Here is an 18005-nt window from a genome sequence, read left to right as displayed (position 1 = left end):
CCTGACGAAGGAAGCCCTTCCCCACCGGCGTGGGGAAGGGCTTTTTCTTGTTCAGCCGGCGGCGCGCAGCACCAGGAAGACCAGCCCGGCGGTGGCAGCCAGAATCGCCAGGGCCAGCGCCGCCGGGGCGCGCCGCGGCTCCGTCGCCGCCAATCGCGCCGGCAGGATCTTGCGGCCGGTGACCATCGGGCGGATCAGATTGTCCCGCTTGACCAGCAGATAGAAGAACACCGCGACCACATGCAGTCCGACCAGCACGAAGATGCCGTTGGCGAGCAGCCGGTGCAGCGAACTCAGCAGCGCCACGGTGGCGCCGGAGACCAGCGGCACCAGCGGCCCGTCGACCAGGATATCGTCGCTGGTGAACAGCCCGCTGCCGGCCTGGACCAGCAGGACCAGCAGCAGAGCCACCACCATCAGCGCGCCCAGCGGGTTGTGGCCCAGGGTAAGGGCAGCCTCCCCGCCCGTCCGCGACCGCCTCAGATAGTCGCGGATGGCGCCCGGTCCCTTCACGAAATCGGCGAAGCGCGCGGTCTGGCTGCCGACCACGCCCCAGACCAGCCGGAACAGCACGAGAATCAGAACTGTTTCACCCGCCAACATATGAACATCAAGCACACCAAGCTCAGCCGACAGAATCGCGACCGCCACCGTGGCGACCAGCGCCCAATGAAACAGGCGGGTCGGCAGGTCCCAGACCCGCAGCTCGCGCCCATGTTTCTCCCGAGTCGCGGTATGACCACTTGGCATCGCTCGATCCTCGCAGTGTTCGGCAGTGTCTTCGGCGTCCGTCATCTGCGGCAAATGGACGGATTCTTTGTGCTGATCCTGAAAACGCCGCGGTTCCGTGGTGGCAAAGGCCGGTGAACCTGTCAACAGGCTTGAAGCGCCGCCCGGACGGCGGATATGAGAATGCGACGCATCAGCCGGCCTGCCGGCGCAAAGACAGCCATAACTCCCCAATCACTCCCGGCTACAAGGACAAAGGTCATGCCCGACAAACAGCTCCTCCATCTCGTGTTCGGCGGCGAACTCGTGCGTCCGGATTCGGACCAGTTCGTCGATCCGTCGAAGCTGCACATCGTCGGCATCTTCCCGAGCTATGAGGACGCCTACAAGGCATGGCGCGGCGCCACCGGCCAGACCATCGACGACGCCCACACCCGCTATTACATCGTCCATCTGCACCGCTTCCTCGACCCGGCGGCGGACGACCACAAGCACTGAGCATGGGGCGGCCGGCGCGCCCAAAGCGGGATCCCGGTAAGGGAACAGCCCACGGCGCGCCGGCGTTGACCGGTCGATGACCGTATACTTCACCTCCGACACCCATTTCGGCCATGGCGGCGCCCGCGGCCGTTTCCGCCGCCCCTTCGAGTCCACCGCGGAGATGGACGCGGCGATGGAGGCGAACTGGAACGCCACCGTCGGCCCCGGCGACGAGGTCTGGCACCTCGGCGACTTCGCCCTGCATATGAAGCCCGACGCCATGGCCGCGCTGCTCGGCCGGCTGAACGGCACCAAGCACCTGATCGCCGGCAACAACGACGGCCCGGCGACGCTGGCGCTGTCCGGCTGGGCCAGCGTCGGGCATTACGCCGAACTGACGCTGGACGGCACCGATCTGGTGATGTGCCATTACGCCTTCCGCACCTGGAACGGCATGCACCGCCGGGCGCTGAACCTGCACGGCCACAGCCACGGCCAGTTGAAGCCGCAGCCCCGGCAGATCGACGTCGGCGTCGATGTCTGGAATTTCCGCCCGGTCACGCTGGCCGAACTGACGGTCCCACGCCCACGGCGGAAGACGATCCCGGCTTCGGGCCCGGCTTCAGGCGGCGCGTCAGGCAGCCCCTAACGCCGCCTGCCGCAGCCGCTCCATCAACAGGCGGCAGGCGGCCTCTGCCGGCACCGGTCGGCCGGTCAGCCAGCCCTGGACCTGGGTGCAGTTGTGGTGGCGCAGGAAATTGGCCTGCTCCGTCTTCTCCACCCCCTCGGCGACCACATGCAGGCCCAGCATGTCGGCCATGGCGATGATGGTGGAAACGATGCCGGCGTCCTCGCGCTCGTTCGGCACGCCGTTGATGAAGGAGCGGTCGATCTTCAGCGTGGTGATCGGCAGCCGCTTCAGATAGCTCAAGGACGAATGCCCGGTGCCGAAATCGTCCACCGCCACCCGGATGCCCATCGCCTTCAGCGACGCAAGAACGCCCAGCGCATGGTCGATGTCCTGCATCACCGCGCCCTCGGTGATCTCCAGCTCGATCAGGCCGGGCGGCAGGCCGTGGCGGTCGATGATGCGCTGAAAATCCCCGGCGCTGCGGTTGCGCAGATGCTTGGGCGAGATGTTGACGGCGACCGGCACCGGCTCCATTCCCGCATCCAGCCATTCGCGCATCTGGCGGCAGGCCTCGTCCAGCACCCAGTCGCCCAGCGGCACGATGAAGCCGGTCTCCTCCGCCACCGGGATGAACTCGCCGGGCGGGATCATGGTTCCCCGCTCCGTCCCCTCCCCCGGCTTCTCCCAGCGCAGCAGAGCCTCGAAGCCTTCCAGCGAGTAGTCGATCAGCGATACCTTGGGCTGGTAATGCAGGCGGAACTGCTTCAGCGCCAGCGCCGCCCGCAGATCGCCATCCAGCGCCAGCTGGCGCCGCGCCTGTTCGGCCAGTTCGGGGCGGAAGAAGGCGTGGCGGCGCCCACCCATCCGCTTGGCGGCATAGAGCGCCGTCTCGGCCGAGCGCAGGAGCGCCTGCGGGTCGCCGCCATCCCAACGTCCCTCGGCGGCCCCTTCCCCGGCGAGATCGGTCGGATAGACGGCGATGCCGACCGCCGGACGGACGTAATGCTCGCAGCCCGGCAGGGTGACCGGCGCGTCGAAGGCATCCAGGATGCGACCGGCGATCGCCGCCGCCTCGTCGGCATCGCGGATCTCCTCCAGCACGACGGCGAAGTCGTCGGTGCCGATGCGGCCGACCAGATCGGCGGCGCGCACCGAGGCTACGATCCGCCGCGCCACCTCCTGCAGCAGCGCGTCGCCGGCCTGATGGCCCAGCGTGTCGGTGATCAGCTTGAAGCGCGACAGGTCGAGGCACAGCACGGCGAAGGGGCGCCGGTAACGGCGGCTGCGCTCCACCGCCGCCTCCAGCAGCGATTCGATCATCGCGCGGTTGGGCAGGCCGGTCAGCCGGTCGCGGGTGGCCAGACGCATCAGCTCGCGTTCATGGCGCAGCCGGTCCGTCACATCGGCCAGCGCGCAGACGAATCCGCGCCGTCCCCGCACCACCAGCGGCGACACGCTGAGCGAGGCGTCGATCAGTTCACCGCTTCCCGCGCGTTCGATCCCCAGCGCCTCCTCCCGCACCGGCCCCTGAACATCCGCCTCCGCCGCCATGCCGGCCAGCAGCGCATCGATCCGCGCGCGGTCGGCGGCGGCGAACAGCGCGGACAGCGGCCGGCCGCGCAGATCCCCCCCGGCAGGATCCCCGGCAGGCGCGCCGAACAGCGCCACCGCGGCGGGGTTGTACTCCTCGATCCGGCCGCGGTCGTCGACCAGCAGGATCGCCTCCCCGACATTGTTCATGATGCCGGCCAGCCGCTCGTCCCGTTCGATCAGGGCGATGGCGGCGCGGCGGAAGAACTCCATGGCGCGGGCCATCGCGCCGAATTCGTCGCGGCGGTCGCAACCGGGAATGTCGACGTCGGTCCGCCCTTCCGTCAGCAGGCGCATGCGGTCGGACAGCGCTTCCAACGGCCCGACGACATGCTGCGACAGGAAGCGCGACCCCGGCCAGCTCAGCACCAGCAAGGCCGCAAGGAACAGCAGGAATCCCGACGCCTCGATAAGGAAATCGCGGTCGAGGTCGCCGATGTCGCCGGCGGTGGCGATGGCCCAGCCCCAGGGCTCGAACCATCCCTGCGCCGTCACCGCGCGGTCGATGGCCGGCCAGCCCGGCGGAACGATGCCGTCCGTGAAAATCCTGACATGAAAGGGCTTGGCGGACAGCGCCTGCAAGGCCGTCCTCGCGCGGTCGCGCGCCTCGTCGCCGGAGATCGCGCCGGAGGACGCCGACCGTTCCAGATCGCGCAGCAGCAGGCCGGCCGATTCCACCAGGGCGGCAGCGACCTGCCCCCGCTCGGCGATCATGCCCTGCCGCAGCAGGTAGAGCGCGGGAATCGCCGCCATCAGGCAGCCGATCAGGCCGATCCAGGTCAGCCAACGAATCTTGCGGCGCAGCGTCATCGGGCCCGGCGTCGCTCTCTTGTCCGTTCGGTAAACGGACGGTTGGTCATGCAGAGGGAAAAGTGACGGCTTCGTTTCAGCCGTGCAATGCAATTTTTCTTCGCACGCGCAACAGATGCCTGTCCAACCCATACGAAGGTTGCATGCTGCGGCGCTTTGTCCCTGCACCGTCCTTCGGGTCGGCCGCCACTCGCCTTGCGTCGGCGGGGATGGCGGCCGACGACGGTTCAACTCAGCGCTGGCCGGGATAGAGGCGCTGGAACCCTTCGGTGACGCGGGCGATCACCGCCGGATCGCGGTCCCGCCAATAGCGCGGGTCGCGCATCAGGGTTCGCAGTTCGGCCTCGCCCTCGTCGCCGGCCGGGCGGTTGCCCGCCATCGACAGGGCGGCGGGCTCGCTTCCGGTCATCATCGCATAGAGCGCCATGACACCTTCGTAGGTGGTCGCCAACCCCTCCACCGCGGCCGGCGGCAGGGTCTTTCCGGCCCAGGCCAGCAGTTGCCGCGACACCTCGCGCCAGCGCTCCTCTCCGCCGAACCGGGCGACCAGCCGCTCGACCTCGCGTTCGGCCTGGAACTCGGCGGCCATGGTCTGGATCAGCGGGATCATCCGCTCGGCGGCGAGATCGTAGAGAAGCTGCGCCTGGTTCGGGGTATAGCCGGCCTCATGCAGGCGGCCGTTGATGTCCGGATCAGGCTGGAACAGGCCATGGTCGCAGGCGATGCTGTAGCCGTCCGGCGTCTCCGGCGCACCCAGCAGCCGGCGAAGCTGCGCCGGGTCGAGGCTGGCCGGATCGAAGGGGGCCGGATCGACGGGAGTGGGAGCGGCTTCGGAAGCCGACCCGGTTGCGCCGTCCGGCGGCGCCTGTCCGGACCGCCCCTGCGACGACAGGCGGCGTTCCAGCTCCAGATAGGATTTCAGCAGAGCCTCGACGCGCAAGGCGCCGGTCTTGGGATCGCGGAACTTCTCCGGAATCGGCAGCGGCGGAGCGCCATCGATTGCGGCTGCGGATTCGGTCAGCAGAGTGTCGGCCATCATCAGCTCCTGCAGGGAAGGGAAAGAGGAGAGCGGCAGCCCCGCCGGTCAGCCCGCCCGCCCACGCGCGACCAGCGCGAGGATGGTGGCGACCAGCTGGCGCTGTCCTTCGAGGTGGCGCAGCGCCGTTTCCGGCGCGTCGGGACCAAGCGCGCGGTCGAGCGTCATCGCCCGCAGCACCGCCAGAACCCGCAGGCCGTCACCCCCGGCGAAGCAGCGGGCGAAGCTGGGCGCTGGATCGGCCTCGGATGCCACGGCAGGGTCCGGACCGGCGGAGGCCGGCGCCTCCAGCCAGTCCCAGCCGGCCTGTTCGCCGGTGGCTCGCTCAGCCATTGGAGACTCCGACATCGGCCGTCGCCACGGGTAATTCCGGCGAAGGCGGCGTGGCCGCAGGCGCGGCGACCTCCGCCCGCATCAGCTTGGCCGGCACGCCGAAGGCCTCGCCAAGCCAATGGGCGGTCGCCGCCGCGTCCACCGTCGCTTCCGCCTCCGGCCCCAGCGCCTTGACGCTGTCCAGCCAGCGCAGCGCCGCCTGCACGTCGCGCTGGGCCTGCGCCTGGGCGAGCGGGGAGCGGTGCTGCAATTCCACCAGCCGGCCGTCCACGGTGATGTCCGGGATCTCGCCGCGCCGGCGCAGGATCGATACCGCCCGCAGCACCAGCGGCGTCATCAGCTCCGCCTGGAGACGGCCATAGGTGGCGCCCAGCAGCCGGGCCATCTCGACCGAACGCTCCAGCACCTCGGTCGCGGTCATCCGCGCCGACTCCACCGGCCCCAGACGGTCGACCAGCAACGCGTGGCGGATGCGCCCGCGCAGATCGTCCAGAACCAGTTGCGACACGTCGAACCGGCCGGGGTTGGCCAGCGGCGTCAGCCCGGCCGATCCCACCGCCTTGGGGATGATGGTTCCGGGCACCAGCCGGATGGTGGTGGGGTTCAGCACTCCGTCATCGTCCGCCTGCCAGATGCCGGTGACGGCGATGGAGGCGTTCTTCAGCACCAGTTCCACCACCTTGTTGGCGGTCTTGATGTCGGGCAGCGCCTTCATCACCGGCGAGCGGCCATAGGTCTCGCCCGGCGCCTTCAGCCAGCGGAAATTGACGAACGGAGACTGGGCGAAGCGCCCCTGCGCCAGCCAGGACGGTTCGGCCAGCCCGCTGTCCAGCACCACGCCCCAGCGATAGGCCGCACCGTCGGGCAGCACCGCCTCGACCAGGGGAAAGCGGCTGTCGGGATCCTCGGCGGCTCGGCCGCGCAGTTCGTCGGGCAGGTCGCCTCCGGGAAAGCGCTGGAGGATCTGCGCCAGCGTCGCCTCGCTGCGGCGGAAGGTGGCGTCGAGCCGGCCGTCCGGCCCCTCCTCCAGCACGGCCTCGGCCAGCGGCACGGCGGTGAAGCGCAGGCTCGACGGCGCGCCGGGGGCGGCCTCCTCCATCAGCAGGCTGGCGGTGCCGACGGTGACGAGGTCGAGGAAGGTCTGGTGGATCTCCACCGCGAAGTTGGAGCGGTCGAAATGGGCCTGGACGATGCCGGCGGCGCGGTCGAGCAGCGGGGCGACACGGTCGCGTTCCGCCCCGGTCAGGGTGGGGCCGGGCTGGAAACCGAACCAGCGCGACCAGGGCGGCGTCAGTTCCGACAGCAGGCTGGCCGCCAGTTGCTCCACCGCATCGGGCGCGGTGCCGTCGAACAGCCGGTCGACCCGGCGTTCGCCCGGCGTGCCGCCGCCGCGGAAGGGCCGGCCGTTGGGAAGCGCATGGTCGTAGCAGTCCTGCCAGTGGCTTTCCCACACGCTGCGCCGTTCGCGGGCGGCACGGTAGCGCTCCAGCAGAGCTTCTGGTTCCGATAGGTCGCCCTTCCGGCGGGCGGGCGGCTTCACGGCTGCGGATGCGGGCATTCGCGGTTTCCTCCGGTCAGGTGGCGGTGCAGTTGCCAGGGGGTCAGCACCCGGCGGTCGCGCAGGCCGATCAGGCGCTTGACCGCCTCGACGCAGGTGAAGGGCCCCCAGGGGGCGGGGCCGGCCGGGCGGCGCAGCGGAGCGGCGTCCACCGTCAGCCCCTGGGCGCGGTACCAGCCCGGCAGGTCGAACTCGGCCGGCAGTTCCAGAACGGCCACGTCGGTGAAGCCGGCCAGCGGATCGACCGCCACCCAGCGCCGCCCGTCGGTCAACAACGCCAGACAGTGGCGGAAGCCCGGCTTCAGCAGGCGCAGCCACCACAGCGGCGCCTCCCCGCGATAGACCACCCAGGCCGCCGTCCAGGGGGTGGCGGTCATCGGGCGATGCCCCGGACGATGCCCTTGTCGCGCAGGGCGGGGGCGATGGCGGCGAAGGCCTCGGTCCAAAGGGAATGGGCGCGCTGTTCACGGAAGCGCTCCGGCTCCGGCGCGCTCTGGCGGCGGCCGTAATGGACCAGCACATGCAGATGGTCGCGCATCAGCTTGCGCATCCGGAACAGCCGGTCGACCACCCGCAGCACGTCCTGCGGTTCGCAGGGCCGCGCCACCTGCCCGCAGCCGGCGACGACCCGCGCCCCGGCCGCCTTGGCGTCATGCGCCTGCACCGCCCAGAACCACGCCTCTTCCGCGCCGGCAAAGGGTTCGCCGTCGACACTGTAGGGCTCCGCCTTCAAGGGCACGACCTGGGACAGGCGGGCGGCGGACAAAGCGGGGGCGGCCGGACTCAGCATGCTGGTCTCCTTGCGGCTTCGGATTTTTGAAAGAGCGGGCGCCGGGCCTGGGTTGTGGCCGCGCCGTCCGTTTGCGTTATGTTCCGCCCAGCGCGTGCGGTCAACAGGTTTATGAAAAAGTTCCTAGGGACGCTGTCGCGGCTTTATGAGATTATCGTCCCATGCTGAAACACACGGACATCTGGCGGGCCATCGACCGTCTTGCGGCGCAGCACGGGCTCTCCGCCTCCGGGCTGGCACGGCGCGCCGGACTGGACCCGACCACCTTCAACAAGAGCAAGCGCACGACCAACGACGGCAAGCTGCGCTGGCCCTCGACGGAAAGCATCTCCAAGGTGCTGGACGCCACCGGCGCCTCGCTGTCGGAATTCGTGTCGCTGGTCGGTGACGGCGCCGGCACCACCCCGCTGCAGCGGGTTCCGGTGATCGGCTATGCCCAAGCCGGCTCGGCCGGCTATTTCGACGACGCCGGCTTCCCTGCCGGCAGCGGCTGGGACGAGCTGCTGTTCCCCAGCCTGGGCGACCCTCACGCCTACGCGCTGGAGATTTCCGGCGACAGCATGGAGCCGGTCTATCGCGACGGCGACACCATCATCGTCTCGCCCGCCGCGCAGATCCGCCGCAACGACCGCGTCGTCGTCCGCACCAAGGGCGGCGAGGTCATGGCCAAGCAGCTGATCCGCGAGACGGCGACCAAGATAGAACTGCTGTCGATCAACCGCGCCCACCCCGACCGCAGCATCCCACTGTCGGACGTCGCCTGGATGGCGCGGATCATCTGGGCGAGCCAGTGAGGGTGAGGGAAAACACCTTCCGGCCCGGCGCACGATCCTAGGAAAATTTACCTTTACCGCCATCCAGGCAGGCGCTACCGTCCATTCCATGGACCGAGCCACCCGCCTGGACAGCCTTCACCGCACCCATGACGGCCCGACACCGAAGCCCGAGCTTCGCACCGCCCTGCTCGGCGGCGCGGCCCGCGCCAACGCCGTCAAACGCGCCGCAACGCTCCGCCTGCACAGCGCGCTCGCGGCTGAAGCGCGCCTTGCCGCCGCCCGGCGTCGCGGCACACTGACCGCGACCGCCTGCCGGACCGATGCGTGGCTGGTCCGCTTGACCGCCACGCTGGCCCATCACCGCCGGGCGGCGGTGGCGCTGCTCGATCAGCGGAACGCGTATTCCCAATAAAGCGCCCGCGCCCGCTGGAAGATCGGACCGGCCGCGAAGCTGCGGTCCTCCACCCTGGTTACCGGCACGCATTTGGCGTGGTTGCCGGTCGAGAAGACCTCGTCGGCCTCCAGCACATCCCGAGGGGTCAGGGTGCATTCCTCCACCGTCACGCCGTCGTTGCGCAGCAGGGCGATGACGCGCTGACGGGTGATGCCGTTCAGAAAGCAGCCGTTCGGCACCGGGGTGCGCACCACGCCGTCCTTGGCGATGAAGATGTTGGAGGTGGCGAACTCCGCCACATTGCCGATGACGTCCAGCATGATGGCGTTCTGAAAGCCGCGCTTGCGCGCCTCCGTCAGCGCCATGCCGGCGTTGGGATAGAGGCAGGCGGCCTTGGCCTCGGTCGGGGCCATGGTCGGGATCGGGCGGCGGCGGGTGGAGATGCAGGCGGCGAAGCCCGTCGGCTGCGGCAGCGGGTCTTCGTAGATCGACAGGACGAAGCGCGTGCTCTCCGGCGCCGGGGCGACGAAACCGTCATCGGCGTAGAACATCGGGCGGATGTACAGTTCCGCCTCCTTCGGGAAGCGGCGGATGCCGTCCCAGCACAGCTCCTCGATCTCGCCGGCGGTGACCATCGGCTCTAGCCCCATCACCTGGGCGGAGCGGACGGCGCGGGCGCAATGCAGGTCGAGGTCGGGGGCCACGCCCTGGAAGGCGCGTGCGCCGTCGAAGACCGTCGAAGAGAGCCACAGCGTGTGGGACAGCGGTCCGACGATGGGCGGATTGCCCTCCATCCACTCGCCCTGGATCCAGCTCCACGCCTGGCCTGCCATGCCGCCCATGATTGGTCCTTCCCTAGAAAAGAAAATGTGTCCATTCGCTGGGCGCCGCCGGCCGGCATCGCCCATTCGTGGTTCGTCGTCGTTGGTGATCTCCCGAAGAGCATACCCCCTCGCCGCCGCCGGTCAACCGGTCCGCATGCAATCGTCCCGTGCGATGGAGCGGATTGCGGACTCGGCCGTTGATACAGAGGAGCGCACGAGCGCAAACGATCAACAGAGGGGAAGCACTCCATGCCGACCACCGCCCCCGGCCTCAGCGCCGCCCCACCCAACCCTTTCCCCGGCCCGCACGAGGATGTCCCGATCGTCGACCTGCCGAGCACCGACAATCCCGACCTGCCCGATCCCGGCGGCCCCGGCACCACCGACGCCCCGGCACCCGGCAATGACCTGCCCCCGTCGCGGCCCACCGACCCGGACTTCGTCTGACCCCGCACAAACGAAAAAGGCGCCCCCGGAGGGGCGCCTTTTTCCTTGTCGCAAACGCTCTCCGCGGTCAGCGGAATACGACCGCTCTTCGCGGTCAGCGGCGCACGACCATCAGCTTCTTGATCTCGGCGATGGCCTTGGCGGGGTTCAGACCCTTCGGGCACGCCTTGGTGCAGTTCATGATGGTGTGGCAGCGATAAAGACGGAACGGGTCCTCGAGGTTGTCGAGGCGCTCGCCCGTCATTTCGTCGCGGCTGTCGGCGATCCAGCGATAGGCCTGGAGCAGGATCGACGGGCCGAGATAGCGGTCGCCGTTCCACCAGTAGCTGGGGCAGGAGGTCGAGCAGCAGAAGCACAGGATGCACTCGTAGAGGCCGTCCAGCTTGGCGCGATCCTCCGGCGACTGCAGGCGCTCGCGGCTCGGGGCCGGCGACTGGGTCTGCAGCCACGGCTTGATCGAGGCGAGCTGGGCATAGATGTGCTTCAGGTCGGGGACCAGATCCTTCACCACCGGCATGTGCGGCAGCGGGTAGATCTTGACGTCGCCCGGAACCTCGTCGATCGCCTTCAGGCAGGCCAGCGTGTTCGTGCCGTCGATGTTCATCGCGCACGACCCGCAGATGCCCTCGCGGCAGGACCGGCGGAAGGTCAGGGTGCTGTCGACCTGGTTCTTGATGTAGATGATCGCGTCGAGGATCATCGGCCCGAACTTGTCGAGGTCGACCACATAAGAGTCGACGCGCGGGTTCTGGCCGTCCTCCGGGTTCCAGCGGTAGATCTTGAAGGTCTTGGCCCGCTTGGCGCCGTTCGCGACGTTGACGGTCTTGCCGACGCCGACCTTGGAGTTGGCTGGCAGGTTGAATTCAACCATGGCTGATTTCCTTTATCCGGCGGGCCTTAGTACACGCGGGCCTTGGGCGGGAAGACCTCGACCTCGTCGGTCAGGGTGTACATGTGGACCGGGCGGTAATCGATCTTCGTCTCGCCGTTGTCCGCGACCCAGATGACGGTGTGCTTCATCCAGCCTTCGTCGTCGCGGTTCGGATAGTCCTCGCGGGCATGCGCGCCGCGGCTTTCCGGACGGTTCTGGGCGGAATGCAGGGTGGCGACCGCCTGGCCCAGCAGATTGTCCAGTTCCAGCGCCTCGACCAGATCGGAGTTCCAGACCAGCGTACGGTCGGAGATCGCCATCTCGCCCTTCTTGGCATAGACGGCGTCGATCTTCTTCACGCCCTCGTCCAGGACCTCGCCGGTGCGGAAGACGGCGCAGTTGTTCTGCATCGTCCGCTGCATTTCCAGCCGCAGGTCGGCCGACTTGATCGTGCCCTTGGCGTTGCGGATGCGGTCGAACCGCTCCAGCGCCTTGTCGCAGCTGTCGGCCTTGACCGAGGTGGCCTTGCCCGGCTTGACGACCTCGGCGGCGCGGATGGCGGCCGCGCGGCCGAACACCACCAGATCGAGCAGCGAGTTGGAGCCCAGGCGGTTGGCGCCGTGGACCGACACGCAGGCCGCCTCGCCGATCGCCATCAGGCCCGGCACCACCTGATCGGGGTTCGAAGCCGTCGGCGACAGAACCTCGCAGTGAACGTTGGTCGGGATGCCGCCCATGTTGTAGTGGACGGTCGGCAGAACCGGGATCGGCTCCTTGGTCACGTCCACGCCGGCGAAGATCTTGGCCGTCTCGGCGATGCCGGGCAGGCGCTGGTGGATGATCTCCGGCGGCAGGTGCTCAAGGTGCAGATGGATGTGGTCCTTGTGCTCGCCCACGCCGCGGCCTTCGCGGATCTCGATGGTCATCGAACGGGACACGACGTCGCGCGACGCCAGATCCTTGGCCGACGGGGCATAGCGCTCCATGAAGCGCTCGCCGTTGGAGTTGGTCAGGTATCCGCCCTCGCCGCGCACGCCCTCGGTGATGAGGCAGCCGGAGCCGTAGATGCCGGTCGGGTGGAACTGCACGAACTCCATGTCCTGCAGGGGCAGGCCGGCGCGCAGGATCATGCCACCACCGTCGCCGGTGCAGGTGTGGGCCGAAGTCGCCGAGAAGTAGGCGCGGCCGTAGCCGCCGGTCGCCAGTACGACCATCTGGCCGCGGAAGCGGTGCAGCGTGCCGTCGTCCAGGTTCCAGGCCAGCACGCCCTTGCAGACGCCGTCCTCCATGATGAGGTCGAGCGCGAAGTATTCGACGAAGAACTCCGCCTCATGCTTCAGCGACTGTTGGTAGAGGGTGTGCAGGATGGCGTGGCCGGTGCGGTCGGCGGCGGCGCAGGTCCGGTAGGCCTGGGTCTTGCCGTACTGCGCGGTCATGCCGCCGAAGGCGCGCTGGTAGATCTTGCCTTCCGGCGTGCGCGAGAAGGGCACGCCGTAGTGCTCCAGCTCGATGATCGCCGGGATGGCCTCGCGGCACATGTACTCGATGGCGTCCTGGTCGCCCAGCCAGTCCGACCCCTTGACGGTGTCGTACATGTGGTAGCGCCAGTCGTCCTCGCCCATGTTGCCGAGCGCGGCCGAGATGCCGCCCTGCGCCGCCACGGTGTGGGAGCGGGTCGGGAACACCTTGGTGATGCAGGCGGTCTTCAGGCCCTTTTCGGCCATGCCGAAGGTGGCGCGCAGACCGGCGCCGCCGGCGCCGACGACGACGACGTCATAGTTGTGGTCGATGATGTTGTAGGCGGTCGCCATGGTCGTCAGGCTCCGATGAAGATCTTCACGACGGCCAGCACGCAGGCCGCCGCCAGGGCGAAGGACAGGAACTTGACGCCGATGATCAGCGCCATCTTCTGCCATTCCACATGCACGTAGTCCTCGATGACCACCTGCAGCCCGGACTGGGCGTGGTGGAAGACGACCACGGCGGTGAGGACCATCATGACGGCCGAGAAGGGCGACTTCATCCAGGCGATGAACCCGGCGTGATCGGCACCGAGATGTCCGATGACGCCGAAGACGAACCAGACGGTCAGCGGGACCAGGGCGATCGCGGTCAGACGCTGCGACCACCAATGTTCGGTGCCATGCTTGGCGGAACCCAGACCGCGCGCGACCTGAAGCGGCGAACGGAGGGTCTTGCTATTGGACGCCATGTCTTATCTCCTCACCACACGGCCAAGCCGACGATCCAGGTCAGCACGGTCAGCACCGCCGTCGCGCCGAGGACCACCTTGTTGTTGCGGTCGGCATCGGTCAGCTCGAACGACTTGCCGGCGTCCCAGACCAGATGGCGGATGCCGTTGCACAGGTGGTAGTACAGCGCCGCCGACCAGCCGAACATCAGCAGCAGGCCGAAGAACGACCCGATGAAGCCCTGCGCGCGTGCGAACGCCTCCGGACCGGCGGCGGCGGCGACCAGCCACCAGACCAGCAGGAGCGTGCCGACAGCCAGCCCGACGCCCGTGATGCGGTGCGTGATGGACATGACTGCGGTCAACGGGAGTTTGTAGACTTGAAGGTGCGGGGAGAGCGGCCGACCGCTGCCGTTTGCCATTGCGTCGTCCTCTGTTCGCGGCCGGACGCGGCGCAACATGACGATTGCCGCGGCGGCTGGGTGGTGCGTGCCCTTTTTAAGACGGCTGTCCCGTCCTATTGGTTGGCGCAATGAATTACGCTCCCGCAGCAGCCGAGTCAACGGCGGGGGGTGGCCGAAAGTGCTGGTGTGACGATTTTGGCGCAGCGCGGGAAGTGGCTGAAAAGAAACGGCCTTCGGGTTCCGTGGTATTACCAGCGAAAGAGGCCAGTCCGGGACCGCCGCGCCTGGCTCCCCGCTACTTGTCGAAGCGGCGCACGTTCTCGACCATCATCGAGTACATCTGCGTAATCAGTTCCGCGGGCCTAAGACGGCCGAACGGAATGTTGTCCTTGGCCCATTCGACCAGACCGGGCGGCGGCTTCACCGGCGCCACCTCGTACCCCGCCTTCTTCAGCGCGGCGGTCACGGCCTTCGCCTGCTTGGCGTAATCCTCGTTGAAGAAGGACTTGTCGGCGTCCTTGATCGCCTTGGCGATGATGTCCTCGATGGGGGCGGGCATGCCGATGCTGGAACCGGGTCTGTTTGGCGAAAGTGCCGACACCCTGTCATAGGCGGCGGGCATGGTGCAATCCGGTCGTGGCGCCGGTCAGGCCGGTTTCTCTCCCGCCTGAAGCCTGCCGAGGATCTCCTGATGATCGTGCAGGGCGTGGCGGAAGGGATGGCGCATATGGTCCGACATCCGCTCCATCGCTCTGGCATGAAAGCGATCCGGATCCCCGAGCAGGTCGGCCAGCGCGCGGATCTCGGCCATGCCATAGGCACAGCGCAGCGGCCTGGCGCGCAGCAGGAAATGCATCGATCCGGCGGTTATCAGGCCGCGTCCATGACGGCGGGCGATCAGTTCCAGCGCCTTGCGGGTGTAGAAGAACACGTGCTGGCCGTTGTCCTCGCCGAAATAATACCAGCTTCGGTCCTGCCCGGCGTAGAGTTCGGTCGTCACGATCAGGATGTCCGGATCGAAGGCGAACAACGCCTCGGTATCGCGCGCCGGTTCGGGAAGATGCTCCAGCACCTCGAAGGCGGTGACGACGTCCGCCCGCTCCAGCCCGGCCAATTCGGCGGAATGGAACGGTACGTAGAAATTGGGCGTGTAGGGCTCGTGCAGGAAGACGTTCCAGCCGCGGTCCCGCATCATCCTGGCGAACAGCCCGTTGCCGCCGGCCCAGTCGAGGCAGAGGGCGTCAGCGCCGACACCGAGCATCGACAGGATCAGGTCCACCCGCATCGACAGATCCATGTTGCGGGCGACGATGCCGACATCGGTCAGCGGACGGGGGTCGGCATAGGCCTCGGCCAGCCAATAGGGCTGTTCCGTCTGCATCGATCCGCAGCCGGTGCATTGGAAGAAACCGGCCTGATGACGCCCCATCAGACGCAATTCGAACATCGGCGTGCTGTCGGCCCCGCACAGCCGGCAAGGCACCGGTGCCCGGATGCCTTGTCCGATCCCCCCTGCGTCGCCGTCCGTGACCATGGTCAAGCGCCCTTTCCCGGCGTCCCGCAAGCCGCCCTCACGACGCCAGCGCCGCGTCCTTCTCCGCGATGACGTTGGCGATGGCGGCGCGTTCGGCGGCGGTCAGGCGCAGGCTGGCGCTCTTCAACTGGCCGCAGGCGGCCATGATGTCCTCGCCGCGCGGGGTGCGGACGGGGCTGGCGTAGCCGGCGTTGTTGACGATGTCGCCGAAGACCTGGATCGCCCGCGCGGTCGACCGCTCGTAGGGAGCGCCCGGCCATTCGTTGAAGGGGATCAGGTTGATCTTGGCCGGGATGCCTTCCAGCAGCTTCACCAGCGCCCGCGCATCGGCCGGCGTGTCGTTGATCCCCTTCAGCATCACATATTCGAAGGTGATGCGCCGGGCGTTGGACAGGCCGGGGTAATTGCGGCAGGCCTCCATCAGATCCCGCAGAGGATATTTGCGGTTGATGGGCATGATGATGTCGCGCAGCTCGTCGGTCACCGCGTGCAGGCTGACCGCGAGGTTGACGTTCAACTCCTCGCCGCAGCGCTCCATCATCGGCACGACGCCGGAGGTCGACAGGGTGATGCGCCGCTTGGAGATCGAGATGCCGTCGCCGTCCATCACGATCTTCAGCGCCTTGGCGACGTTGTCGTAATTGAACAGCGGTTCGCCCATGCCCATCATGACGATGTTCGACAGCATGCGCCCGTCGGGCGGCGCCGGCCATTCGCCCAGCATGTCGCGCGCCAGCATGACCTGCGCCACGATTTCCGCCGAATCCAGGTTGCGCACCAGACGCTGGGTGCCGGTGTGGCAGAAGCGGCAGGTCAGCGTGCAGCCAACCTGCGAGGAGACGCAGAGCGTGCCGCGGTCCTCCTCGGGGATGTGGACGCTCTCCACCTCCTGCCCGTCGGGCATGCGCAACAGCCACTTGCGGGTGCCGTCCGCCGACTTCAGATCCTTCACCACCGTCGGCCGCGCCACGATGTAGAGGTCGGCCAGCTTTTCCCGCACCGGCTTGGCCAGCGTGGTCATCTCGGCGAAATCGGTGGAGCCGCGGTGGTAGATCCAGTGCCAGAGCTGGCGCGCCCGGAACTTTTCCAGGCCGACGGCCAGCATCTCGGCTTCCAGCTCTTCGCGGGACAGGCCGACAAGGTTCTTGCGTCCGTCGGCATCGGTCGCCGGCGGAACGAAGGCGGAGGCATGATTGGAGGCGCTCATGGCCCCACTACATAGGGCCATGAGCGCGCGGAGTCAAAAGACTCGAGGGGAAAAAGACCGAGTAGATCGCTGCGGCGATCAGCGCTTCACGCCGCAGGCCTCGTTGATGGCGTCATAGGCCTGCCCGACGCCGGCCAGGCTGTAGGTGTCGGTCGTCTTGGTGCCACGGCCGGACACGCCCTTCACCACCATCTGCTTGCCGTTGCGCAACGCCGTGGTCACGGCGCGGTCGCCGTCGGCATCGCGGGCCCAGCCGGTTTCGCCGTCGGTGAAGAGCTTGAAGTCCTTGCCGTCGATGATGACCTCGGCCTCGCTGCCCTTCTTGAACGGATAGCCGACGATGACGCTGACGACGTCCAGGGCCTTTTCAGCCGGGCGGTGGGTGACCAGCGTATAGATGTCGCCGCGCTTCGCCTTCGGTTCCGTCTTCTTGGGCTGGCTGGAGATGTAGCAGACCTTCTGCCCCTTCTCCTCGAACACGAAAGCGTTCCAGTCCTTGAAGGTGCCGAGATGGCGCGGGTCGGCCGCGGCGGCCGGCGCGGCGGTCAAGCCGGCCGAGAGAAGCCCGGCGGCGAAAACGGTGGACAGGACAGAACCGGCAAAGGCGGCCCCGGCAATTCGGCGGACGGCGTTGGGAAGCAACATCGGTCTTGCGTCTGCTCGTTGTTGGTCCGTGGGGTGCGGGCGGACACTACCCCAAACGGACAACCCATTCCAAGGCCGGCGGACCGGAACCGGCCTGTTTCTCACAGCGCGGCATCCAGATGACGGGAACTGGGCGCCACGTGACATTTTGACACGCGGAATGGCTCCCGTACTATTGACTAGGACCTCTGGCTTATGCCGAAGTTCAGGCTATATCTGCGCGCGGCATCCAAATGACTGGAACTGGGCGACGGGAACTGGTATGGCCAAGCTGCTTGTGGTTGACGACGATCCGGTCACGCGCAACCTGATCCGTGCGATCCTGACGCGCGAAGGGCATGAGCTGACCCTGTGCGCCGGCGCCACGGAGGCCATCGGCATCCTGTATGTTCAGAAATTCGACCTTGTCCTGACCGACATCATCATGCCGGATCATGATGGATTCGAGGTGATCAAGGCCGCCCGCTCGCTGCGTCCGGAGATGCCGGTGGTCATCCTGTCGGCCATCGACGACAAGGTGCCGTCCCAGCTGACCTCAGCCGCCTTCGCCAAGCTGGGCGTGACCCGCGTCATCGCCAAGCCGGTCAACCCCAGCCTGCTGGCGTCCGAAGTCCTGGCGGCGCTCGTCGCGGGCTGAACCACCGTAGCGGCGGCCTCTGCCGACGAGAGCGCACCGCTTTGGCAAGATCTTCACGCCTGTCGGCATTCACGCCACTCACCGGCCGCCGAAAGTCCCGCTATCCTCCATGGCGCAT

22 protein-coding genes are annotated in these 18005 nt (G+C 67.9%); 6 read left to right on the top strand and 16 right to left on the bottom strand.

The annotated features are described in order from the left end of the window. Positions 1 to 51 precede the first annotated feature (51 nt). Positions 52 to 750 (bottom strand): cytochrome b/b6 domain-containing protein, encoded by a 699-nt coding sequence (locus tag FZ938_RS06220; protein WP_149197759.1) that lies wholly within the window; start codon positions 748 to 750, stop codon positions 52 to 54. A 240-nt stretch (positions 751 to 990) separates the two neighbouring features. On the opposite strand from FZ938_RS06220, the gene FZ938_RS06215 reads away from it, so the two are divergent. Beyond that, complete coding sequence (locus tag FZ938_RS06215) at positions 991 to 1227, top strand: DUF4170 domain-containing protein (RefSeq protein ID WP_014248961.1); 237 nt, start codon at positions 991 to 993, stop codon at positions 1225 to 1227. Between the two features lie 76 nt (positions 1228 to 1303). Then, positions 1304 to 1858, top strand: a complete 555-nt coding sequence (locus tag FZ938_RS06210; RefSeq protein ID WP_149197758.1) for a metallophosphoesterase family protein — start codon at positions 1304 to 1306, stop codon at positions 1856 to 1858. Here FZ938_RS06210 and FZ938_RS06205 read toward each other — a convergent pair. From FZ938_RS06205 to FZ938_RS06180, 6 genes are all read right to left on the bottom strand, one after another. Further along, complete coding sequence (locus tag FZ938_RS06205; protein ID WP_149197757.1) at positions 1844 to 4240, bottom strand: putative bifunctional diguanylate cyclase/phosphodiesterase; 2397 nt, start codon at positions 4238 to 4240, stop codon at positions 1844 to 1846. The two genes, FZ938_RS06210 and FZ938_RS06205, sit on opposite strands and share 15 nt — an antisense overlap. A 232-nt stretch (positions 4241 to 4472) precedes the next feature. Further along, positions 4473 to 5276 (bottom strand): capsid assembly protein, encoded by an 804-nt coding sequence (locus tag FZ938_RS06200; protein ID WP_149198581.1) that lies wholly within the window; start codon positions 5274 to 5276, stop codon positions 4473 to 4475. 48 nt (positions 5277 to 5324) lie between these two features. After that, positions 5325 to 5609, bottom strand: a complete 285-nt coding sequence (locus FZ938_RS06195; protein ID WP_246457633.1) for a Bbp19 family protein — start codon at positions 5607 to 5609, stop codon at positions 5325 to 5327. Next, a complete protein-coding gene (locus FZ938_RS06190) occupies positions 5602 to 7167 on the bottom strand; it encodes a portal protein (RefSeq protein ID WP_246457632.1) in 1566 nt (521 codons plus the stop codon). The genes FZ938_RS06195 and FZ938_RS06190 overlap by 8 nt, the downstream gene beginning before the upstream one ends. Continuing rightward, the gene (locus FZ938_RS06185) at positions 7146 to 7544 is read right to left on the bottom strand and encodes a hypothetical protein (protein ID WP_149197755.1); all 399 of its coding nucleotides are present in this window, start codon (positions 7542 to 7544) and stop codon (positions 7146 to 7148) included. The genes FZ938_RS06190 and FZ938_RS06185 overlap by 22 nt, the downstream gene beginning before the upstream one ends. Further along, positions 7541 to 7957: a hypothetical protein gene (locus tag FZ938_RS06180; RefSeq protein WP_149197754.1), complete on the bottom strand. Its 417-nt coding sequence runs from the start codon at positions 7955 to 7957 to the stop codon at positions 7541 to 7543. Before FZ938_RS06180 ends, FZ938_RS06185 begins: the two co-directional genes overlap by 4 nt. A 161-nt stretch (positions 7958 to 8118) precedes the next feature. On the opposite strand from FZ938_RS06180, the gene FZ938_RS06175 reads away from it, so the two are divergent. Both FZ938_RS06175 and FZ938_RS06170 read left to right on the top strand, forming a co-directional pair. Next, positions 8119 to 8751 carry a S24 family peptidase gene (locus FZ938_RS06175; protein ID WP_042701266.1) on the top strand — a complete coding sequence of 211 codons (633 nt, stop codon included), beginning with the start codon at positions 8119 to 8121 and terminating at the stop codon, positions 8749 to 8751. 88 nt (positions 8752 to 8839) lie between these two features. Further along, on the top strand, positions 8840 to 9145 hold the full coding sequence (locus tag FZ938_RS06170) for a hypothetical protein (RefSeq protein ID WP_149197753.1): 306 nt from the start codon (positions 8840 to 8842) through the stop codon (positions 9143 to 9145). On the opposite strand, the gene FZ938_RS06165 is transcribed toward FZ938_RS06170, so the two are convergent. Further along, positions 9121 to 9969 carry a branched-chain amino acid aminotransferase gene (locus FZ938_RS06165; RefSeq protein WP_149197752.1) on the bottom strand — a complete coding sequence of 283 codons (849 nt, stop codon included), beginning with the start codon at positions 9967 to 9969 and terminating at the stop codon, positions 9121 to 9123. The genes FZ938_RS06170 and FZ938_RS06165 overlap by 25 nt on opposite strands. A gap of 231 nt (positions 9970 to 10200) precedes the next feature. Between FZ938_RS06165 and FZ938_RS06160 the strand changes: the two genes are divergently transcribed. Next, positions 10201 to 10398, top strand: a complete 198-nt coding sequence (locus FZ938_RS06160) for a hypothetical protein (protein ID WP_149197751.1) — start codon at positions 10201 to 10203, stop codon at positions 10396 to 10398. Positions 10399 to 10492: 94 nt separating this feature from the next. On the opposite strand, the gene FZ938_RS06155 is transcribed toward FZ938_RS06160, so the two are convergent. The 8 genes from FZ938_RS06155 to FZ938_RS06120 all read right to left on the bottom strand — a co-directional run bounded on the left by FZ938_RS06155 (position 10493) and on the right by FZ938_RS06120 (position 17250). Beyond that, complete coding sequence (locus FZ938_RS06155) at positions 10493 to 11269, bottom strand: succinate dehydrogenase iron-sulfur subunit (protein ID WP_085090448.1); 777 nt, start codon at positions 11267 to 11269, stop codon at positions 10493 to 10495. 26 nt (positions 11270 to 11295) lie between these two features. Then, positions 11296 to 13080 carry a succinate dehydrogenase flavoprotein subunit gene (sdhA, locus tag FZ938_RS06150; protein ID WP_149197750.1) on the bottom strand — a complete coding sequence of 595 codons (1785 nt, stop codon included), beginning with the start codon at positions 13078 to 13080 and terminating at the stop codon, positions 11296 to 11298. Positions 13081 to 13085: 5 nt separating this feature from the next. Next, complete coding sequence (gene sdhD, locus FZ938_RS06145; protein WP_149197749.1) at positions 13086 to 13481, bottom strand: succinate dehydrogenase, hydrophobic membrane anchor protein; 396 nt, start codon at positions 13479 to 13481, stop codon at positions 13086 to 13088. An 11-nt stretch (positions 13482 to 13492) separates the two neighbouring features. Further along, entirely contained in the window at positions 13493 to 13882 is a 390-nt protein-coding gene (sdhC, locus tag FZ938_RS06140; protein ID WP_098738833.1) for a succinate dehydrogenase, cytochrome b556 subunit, read from the bottom strand. Between the two features lie 277 nt (positions 13883 to 14159). Then, a complete protein-coding gene (locus FZ938_RS06135) occupies positions 14160 to 14423 on the bottom strand; it encodes a hypothetical protein (protein ID WP_014248979.1) in 264 nt (87 codons plus the stop codon). An 87-nt stretch (positions 14424 to 14510) separates the two neighbouring features. Then, the gene (locus FZ938_RS06130; RefSeq protein WP_246457846.1) at positions 14511 to 15398 is read right to left on the bottom strand and encodes a methyltransferase domain-containing protein; all 888 of its coding nucleotides are present in this window, start codon (positions 15396 to 15398) and stop codon (positions 14511 to 14513) included. 37 nt (positions 15399 to 15435) lie between these two features. Next, positions 15436 to 16605 (bottom strand): dual-specificity RNA methyltransferase RlmN, encoded by a 1170-nt coding sequence (gene rlmN, locus FZ938_RS06125; RefSeq protein ID WP_149197747.1) that lies wholly within the window; start codon positions 16603 to 16605, stop codon positions 15436 to 15438. 78 nt (positions 16606 to 16683) lie between these two features. Beyond that, positions 16684 to 17250 (bottom strand): invasion associated locus B family protein, encoded by a 567-nt coding sequence (locus tag FZ938_RS06120; protein ID WP_149197746.1) that lies wholly within the window; start codon positions 17248 to 17250, stop codon positions 16684 to 16686. Positions 17251 to 17512: 262 nt separating this feature from the next. Here FZ938_RS06120 and FZ938_RS06115 point away from each other — a divergent pair, with 262 nt between their 5' ends. Further along, the gene (locus FZ938_RS06115) at positions 17513 to 17887 is read left to right on the top strand and encodes a response regulator (protein WP_085090454.1); all 375 of its coding nucleotides are present in this window, start codon (positions 17513 to 17515) and stop codon (positions 17885 to 17887) included. Positions 17888 to 18005 lie beyond the last annotated feature (118 nt).

This window comes from Azospirillum oryzae (assembly GCF_008364795.1).
Classification (GTDB): domain Bacteria; phylum Pseudomonadota; class Alphaproteobacteria; order Azospirillales; family Azospirillaceae; genus Azospirillum; species Azospirillum oryzae.
Note: the sequence above shows the minus strand (reverse complement) of the source record. Positions and strands in the feature narration are given on the sequence as shown.

What these genes read in the sequence shown, in the direction of transcription:
- FZ938_RS06220 (WP_149197759.1), bottom strand. Translation starts at nt 750, where the DNA reads ATGCCAAGTGGTCATACCGCGACTCGGGAGAAACATGGGCGCGAGCTG.
- FZ938_RS06215 (WP_014248961.1), top strand. Translation starts at nt 991, where the DNA reads ATGCCCGACAAACAGCTCCTCCATCTCGTGTTCGGCGGCGAACTCGTG.
- FZ938_RS06210 (WP_149197758.1), top strand. Translation starts at nt 1,304, where the DNA reads ATGACCGTATACTTCACCTCCGACACCCATTTCGGCCATGGCGGCGCC.
- FZ938_RS06205 (WP_149197757.1), bottom strand. Translation starts at nt 4,240, where the DNA reads ATGACGCTGCGCCGCAAGATTCGTTGGCTGACCTGGATCGGCCTGATC.
- FZ938_RS06200 (WP_149198581.1), bottom strand. Translation starts at nt 5,276, where the DNA reads ATGGCCGACACTCTGCTGACCGAATCCGCAGCCGCAATCGATGGCGCT.
- FZ938_RS06195 (WP_246457633.1), bottom strand. Translation starts at nt 5,609, where the DNA reads ATGGCTGAGCGAGCCACCGGCGAACAGGCCGGCTGGGACTGGCTGGAG.
- FZ938_RS06190 (WP_246457632.1), bottom strand. Translation starts at nt 7,167, where the DNA reads ATGCCCGCATCCGCAGCCGTGAAGCCGCCCGCCCGCCGGAAGGGCGAC.
- FZ938_RS06185 (WP_149197755.1), bottom strand. Translation starts at nt 7,544, where the DNA reads ATGACCGCCACCCCCTGGACGGCGGCCTGGGTGGTCTATCGCGGGGAG.
- FZ938_RS06180 (WP_149197754.1), bottom strand. Translation starts at nt 7,957, where the DNA reads ATGCTGAGTCCGGCCGCCCCCGCTTTGTCCGCCGCCCGCCTGTCCCAG.
- FZ938_RS06175 (WP_042701266.1), top strand. Translation starts at nt 8,119, where the DNA reads ATGCTGAAACACACGGACATCTGGCGGGCCATCGACCGTCTTGCGGCG.
- FZ938_RS06170 (WP_149197753.1), top strand. Translation starts at nt 8,840, where the DNA reads ATGGACCGAGCCACCCGCCTGGACAGCCTTCACCGCACCCATGACGGC.
- FZ938_RS06165 (WP_149197752.1), bottom strand. Translation starts at nt 9,969, where the DNA reads ATGGGCGGCATGGCAGGCCAGGCGTGGAGCTGGATCCAGGGCGAGTGG.
- FZ938_RS06160 (WP_149197751.1), top strand. Translation starts at nt 10,201, where the DNA reads ATGCCGACCACCGCCCCCGGCCTCAGCGCCGCCCCACCCAACCCTTTC.
- FZ938_RS06155 (WP_085090448.1), bottom strand. Translation starts at nt 11,269, where the DNA reads ATGGTTGAATTCAACCTGCCAGCCAACTCCAAGGTCGGCGTCGGCAAG.
- sdhA (WP_149197750.1), bottom strand. Translation starts at nt 13,080, where the DNA reads ATGGCGACCGCCTACAACATCATCGACCACAACTATGACGTCGTCGTC.
- sdhD (WP_149197749.1), bottom strand. Translation starts at nt 13,481, where the DNA reads ATGGCGTCCAATAGCAAGACCCTCCGTTCGCCGCTTCAGGTCGCGCGC.
- sdhC (WP_098738833.1), bottom strand. Translation starts at nt 13,882, where the DNA reads ATGGCAAACGGCAGCGGTCGGCCGCTCTCCCCGCACCTTCAAGTCTAC.
- FZ938_RS06135 (WP_014248979.1), bottom strand. Translation starts at nt 14,423, where the DNA reads ATGCCCGCCCCCATCGAGGACATCATCGCCAAGGCGATCAAGGACGCC.
- FZ938_RS06130 (WP_246457846.1), bottom strand. Translation starts at nt 15,398, where the DNA reads ATGGTCACGGACGGCGACGCAGGGGGGATCGGACAAGGCATCCGGGCA.
- rlmN (WP_149197747.1), bottom strand. Translation starts at nt 16,605, where the DNA reads ATGAGCGCCTCCAATCATGCCTCCGCCTTCGTTCCGCCGGCGACCGAT.
- FZ938_RS06120 (WP_149197746.1), bottom strand. Translation starts at nt 17,250, where the DNA reads ATGTTGCTTCCCAACGCCGTCCGCCGAATTGCCGGGGCCGCCTTTGCC.
- FZ938_RS06115 (WP_085090454.1), top strand. Translation starts at nt 17,513, where the DNA reads ATGGCCAAGCTGCTTGTGGTTGACGACGATCCGGTCACGCGCAACCTG.